4 protein-coding genes are annotated in these 5,096 nt (G+C 50.9%); all 4 read right to left on the bottom strand.

Features of this window, described 5'->3' with window-relative positions; translation table 11 throughout:
• Positions 1–22: 22 nt before the first annotated feature.
• The 4 genes from A918_RS0116180 to A918_RS20810 all read right to left on the bottom strand — a co-directional run bounded on the left by A918_RS0116180 (position 23) and on the right by A918_RS20810 (position 4,984).
• Positions 23–1,603, bottom strand: a complete 1,581-nt coding sequence (locus A918_RS0116180) for an arylsulfatase (protein ID WP_022712062.1) — start codon at positions 1,601–1,603, stop codon at positions 23–25.
• A 250-nt stretch (positions 1,604–1,853) separates the two neighbouring features.
• Entirely contained in the window at positions 1,854–2,819 is a 966-nt protein-coding gene (locus tag A918_RS0116175) for a formylglycine-generating enzyme family protein (protein WP_022712061.1), read from the bottom strand.
• A 101-nt stretch (positions 2,820–2,920) separates the two neighbouring features.
• Positions 2,921–3,583, bottom strand: coding sequence for an NAD(P)-dependent oxidoreductase (locus A918_RS0116170; protein ID WP_022712060.1), 663 nt, complete (start codon positions 3,581–3,583; stop codon positions 2,921–2,923).
• A 21-nt stretch (positions 3,584–3,604) separates the two neighbouring features.
• Positions 3,605–4,984, bottom strand: coding sequence for a serine hydrolase (locus A918_RS20810; protein ID WP_022712059.1), 1,380 nt, complete (start codon positions 4,982–4,984; stop codon positions 3,605–3,607).
• Between the last annotated feature and the right edge of the window lie 112 nt (positions 4,985–5,096).

The following is a 5,096-nucleotide window of genomic DNA, read 5'->3' as shown; positions in this document are numbered from 1 at the left end:
GGGTGGGGGGGAACGGGTCGTTCTAAGGATTTTTGGCCTGCATCAGCTGCTGAATCATGGCGTCAATATTGGCTTCCATACTTGGCTGACGCGGCGGATATTTTTTGAATGAGACGAAGAATTCCTGAACTTTTGCAATGGCAGGCGCAATCGTCCACGACCGGTTTTCCTGCCACTCATCAAAGCCGCGCGCCTGCTGGAAACGCTCAAACGGATCGAGCCTCAGATTGGTTATCACCGGAGAGGTCAGGTTGTCCTGAACGCCGTTGAACCATCTGTCCTGCTTCGTGAACAGGAATTTCCAGTCACCATGGCGCATGCCGTGGAATTTTGTTTCAGTGAAATAGAAGAATTCCTTCCGCTGACTTTCTCCCTCACCTTTAATCATTGCAGACTGATCATAACCATCGAGATGAACTTTATAGGTCTTGCCGCCGATCTTTTTACCGTCGAGCAGTTCCTTTTTAAGGTTTGGCTGCCCGAGTTGTGACATGATCGTCGGGATCCAGTCTTCCATCGTCATGAACTCGCCGGTTGTTTTTCCGGCGGGAATAACACCCGGCCATTTGACAGCAACCGGCACCCTGAAACCGCCTTCATAGCCGCCCAGACCCTTCTGCCCTCTGAAAGGTGTGTTACCGCCATCCGGCCAGCTGTTGGAAGCTGCGCCATTATCGGTTGAGAACATAATCAGGGTATTATCGGCAACGCCCAGCTCGTCGAGCAATTTCATCAACTCGCCGACATCATCGTCCATTTCCATTATGCCGTCGGCATAGAGACCGTAACCGCTTTTCCCTTCATATTCCGGCGAGAGATTGGTGCGGTAATGCATACGGGTAGTATTATGCCAGACGAAAAACGGCTTCTTCGCCTCCACCGCATCACTGATAAAACGCTTGGACTCTTTCAGCACATCGGCATCAAGTGTGCGTTGACGCTCGCGTCCAAAAGGGCCTTTGTCATCAATCTTCTGCGTTCCGTCCGCATTTGCCCATGAATGAATAATACCACGCTGCGCAAATTGCTTGGCGACTTCCGGAACCTTTGGGAAATCATATTCCTCTTGATATTCACCGGCATTGAGATGGTAGAGGATGCCATAAAATTCATCAAAACCATGCGCCGTTGGCAGATGGTCGTCACGGTCACCGAGATGGTTTTTACCAAACTGCCCGGTAGCGTAACCAAGCGGTTTCAGCATTTCAGCGAGAGTGGGGTCCTCTTTGCTGATACCCTGAGGCGTACCCGGCAATCCGACAGTTGCCAGCCCTACCCGTAGCGGATATTGCCCGGTGATAAATGCCGCACGGCCTGCAGTACAGGAGGCCTGAGCATAATGATCCATGAATAGCATGCCTTCATCGGCAATCCGGTCGATATTCGGCGTAGAGCCACCCATCATGCCTCTGTGATATGCGCTGAGATTCCAGATCCCGACATCATCGCCCCAGATGATGAGAATATTGGGCCTTGCCTGTTTTTCCTGTGCCTTTGCCTCCGAGACAAGGCTTAAAGACCGTGGCACAGCAAATTGTGCAGCTCCGGCCAGAGCAGATGTTGCGAGCAATGCACTGAATGACAAAAAGGTACGACGCTGCATGCTTATTCCCTCCTTGACTTGTGTTCGTGATGCAATTTCGTCGGGGCAGCAGGCGTTCACCATTTTACTCAACCGTTCAAAGCTTCCCCGTGCTTTCGCGATTGGCATCGGCCTTGACTGATGGTGTGCCCTATAAAATATTTTCGTAAATTACAAATTTGGCTGTAAATCCAGAAGTACGTAACAGTAAATCCGGCGTTTTATGGCGTATGCATATGGGCGGGAAATGAGGACAAAAGAGCTGTTTTCTTCAGTCTGAGGGACGCTTCACACAGCGGAAACCCACATGGCTTGTCGACGTGTCTTCCGGCTCTGCATGCCGTGCAGCGGGACGATAGCGGCGGCAATAATTCGGCGCACAAAGATGGGAGCCACCCTTGATAACGCGTCTGGCGATCCGGATATTTGGTTGTTGCGGGTCATAGCTTAAATCCGCTTCGCCGCCGCGCGGATTATAGGGAAGGCAGCAGGGGCTGGGCGCAGGTTCAGAATGCCTGTCGCTCCAATAATCGCTTGTCCACTCCCACACATTGCCGATCATGTCATAGGCACCATATCCGTTTGCAGGAAATGACCTGACAGGCGATGTCCGCTCATGCCCTGATGGTTTGGTGCTGCTTGTCGGGAAGATGCCCTGCCATGTATTGGCCATTGCAATGCCATCGGGCATCAATTCATCACCCCATGCATATTCTGTATCTTCAAGGCCACCTCTGGCCGCAAATTCAAATTCTGCCTCGGTCGGCAAGTCAAGCCCTGCCCAGTCAGCATAGGCACACGCATCACAATAAGCGACATGAACCACGGGGTGATCCAGCTTATCGCGGATATCACTCAGGTCACCCAGAGGTTTGCGCCAGTTTGCACCGAATTTGAACTGCCACCATTGGCTGATGTCACGTCCTGCAACCGTTGCCGGCGGAGTGAAAACGAGGGAACCCGCCCGCAACATTTCCGGAAGCGCCCCCGGATAATCCCGCGCATCCGGCACTTTTTCTGCCAAAGTCACATGGCCTGTTTCTTCAACAAAACGCGCAAATTGCCTGTTGGTTACAGGTGTTTGACTGATCCAAAAACCGTCAATTTTTACCGGATGCTTTGGTGCTTCTTCAGGATAGTGATCGTCTGACCCCATCACAAAAGTTCCGCCCGGTATCCAGATCATCTCCTCCAGAACCTCATCGATATTGTATTTTTTTGAGACTTCCAGACCCATTGCCACCCTCCGGAAAACATCACTCAAAACTACAGTTTTGATTATGCTTTCAGAAGTACGTAACGGTAAATCTATAGATGAAAACGGCAGACAATCAGAAATTAATTATGCCCGATAAACGGCATCTGCCGGATAAATGTCCTGTTTTCCAAACTATCCAGAATAAAAGCGGCAACCTCTTCAACTGTGATGAACCGAAGCTGCACATTGCGCGGTGTCCGGGTCAAAATATGTAATGGTTCTTTCGTGGTACGGGAACTGAAAGGTGCCGGACGAATGATTGTCCAATCGAGGCTGCTTTGCCCGATGATCGCTTCCTGAGTGTCTTTGTCTGCATATTGATGGCGGGTAATGAACGGATAAATGAGGTAATTATAAAACCATCCGCCATGACCTTTGGTATCTCCTGCGCCAATCCCCGTTATTACAACAAGCCGGTTCACTCCTGCAGCTTGCATCACATCCACAAGCTCTCTGGTCACATCAGAAAAAAGCGTCGTTCTTCCGGTGTGATCAACACCAAGACATATAACCACGGCATCATGACCGGTAATATTTTGCTCTAAAAATGCTTTATCCGCAGGCGCTCCGACGGCTATATCGAGATTGAATCCCGCGACAAGTTTGCGGGCATCCCGTGTCTGCGCTGTCACTTTGTGACCACGCGCAACACATCGCTGAACGAGTATTGAGCCTACTTTGCCCGAAGCTCCCAAAATAAACACCCGAAGCTTTTCCGGTTTTGTAACAGAGCTGCTCTTCATAGCTTATTATTCATCCTGACTTCAGTCCCCAACACGCAAAGCCGGCATGTTGCGCCCGTTCTGATGCAGGGTCAGCTTTGTGGCTTTTCCGTCTTCCACAGTGAAACTGATTTGTGCATCAACTTCACGCAGAAAGAATTTCGTATCGCTCTCCGGATAGGCTGCAAAACGCTGCTGGCCGGTCAGTTGCAGAAATAACTGCCCATTTTCTTCGGTTATGCTCATAATCGCACCAGGGGAGAGCAGATACTGGCCGACATAAGCGGGCAGTTTTGCGGTATCAATCGCAACAGCAATGCGTATCGGAGGCTGGGGCAGCAGTTCTTGCCGCGCGTCCAGCAAATGAGCGCCGATATCGTCAATACCCGTAATGCTCAGGCGATTGGACAAGACAATAACGCCATTGCCATTCTCACGGTCGAAACCGGCGAAACTTTCAAAGCCGCCTGTCCGGCCATTGTGCCAGACAATCGTACGGCGGGCGAGTTTGGAAATGACCGGACCAAGACCAATATTACGTGTTTTCCCGCCAGCCGGTCGGCTATGTTCCGTGAGCAAGGCAAAGGCAGGTTTAAGCGGGGTTTCCGTTTGTCCTGAAGCTGCAGCTATAAATTTGGCAAGATCATCAGCCGAAGTGATGAGCGCGCCTGCCGGTGCAAATGCATCAAAATCCCAATGGCTCACCGGTTCCCCGCCCCGCCCATGGCCTGTTGCCATATCCGGTTGCGTATTACCGGTCAAAGCCAGCACGCTTTGTTTCATGCCCAGCGGATCAAGAATTTCCTGCTGCACCATCCGGGCATAAGAGCGGCCATCAATATGGGTAATCGCCAGCCCCAGCAGTGCGGTACCGGCATTGGAATAGGAAAAATCCTTACCGATCGGCCGGTTCAGACGATATGTCGCCAGCCAGTTGAAAAGACCCTGACTGCCATAGCCGGTATAGGGGTTATTTATATCCGCCGTCATCAGATCATCCGGCAAGCTCGGCAAACCGGATGTGTGCGTGGCAAGATCAAATGCTGTGATTGCCTTGCCCTTATAGGTCGGCAGAACAGTATTTGCCGGCAGATAATTGGCAATCGGGGCGTTGAGATCAATCCGCCCGTCCAGTACCAGTTGCGCCAACAGCAGATTGGTGAAGACCTTGGTAATTGAACCGGCTTCAAACAGAGTATTCTCATCCACCTGTCGCGGATCATTGCGGCCAAACTGACCATGTGATACAAAGCGGGATCTGCCATTTTCGATCAAGGCAACAACAATGCCGGTCTGACTTCCATCAATACGGTCAGTCAGAATTTTCTTAACGTCATCATCAGAAGGCAGTGTCACTTCTTCAGCAAAGACCGGCACCAGCATCAGAGCTGTTGCCATAAATGCAGACAGAACGCGCTTCATATTTATCTCCAGTCACTGGTGTTCAAATCTGGAATAAAACTGCGAAGATATGGCGGGGAATTTACCCAAATTGGCCTTATAGAAGATGTTTTTCACAGGGCTGTTTTTCAGC

The sequence above is a fragment of the Pseudochrobactrum sp. AO18b genome (genome assembly GCF_000409565.1).
In the GTDB taxonomy this organism is placed as follows: Bacteria; Pseudomonadota; Alphaproteobacteria; order Rhizobiales; family Rhizobiaceae; genus Pseudochrobactrum; species Pseudochrobactrum saccharolyticum.
This window is presented reverse-complemented; position numbering and strand designations above follow the sequence as displayed.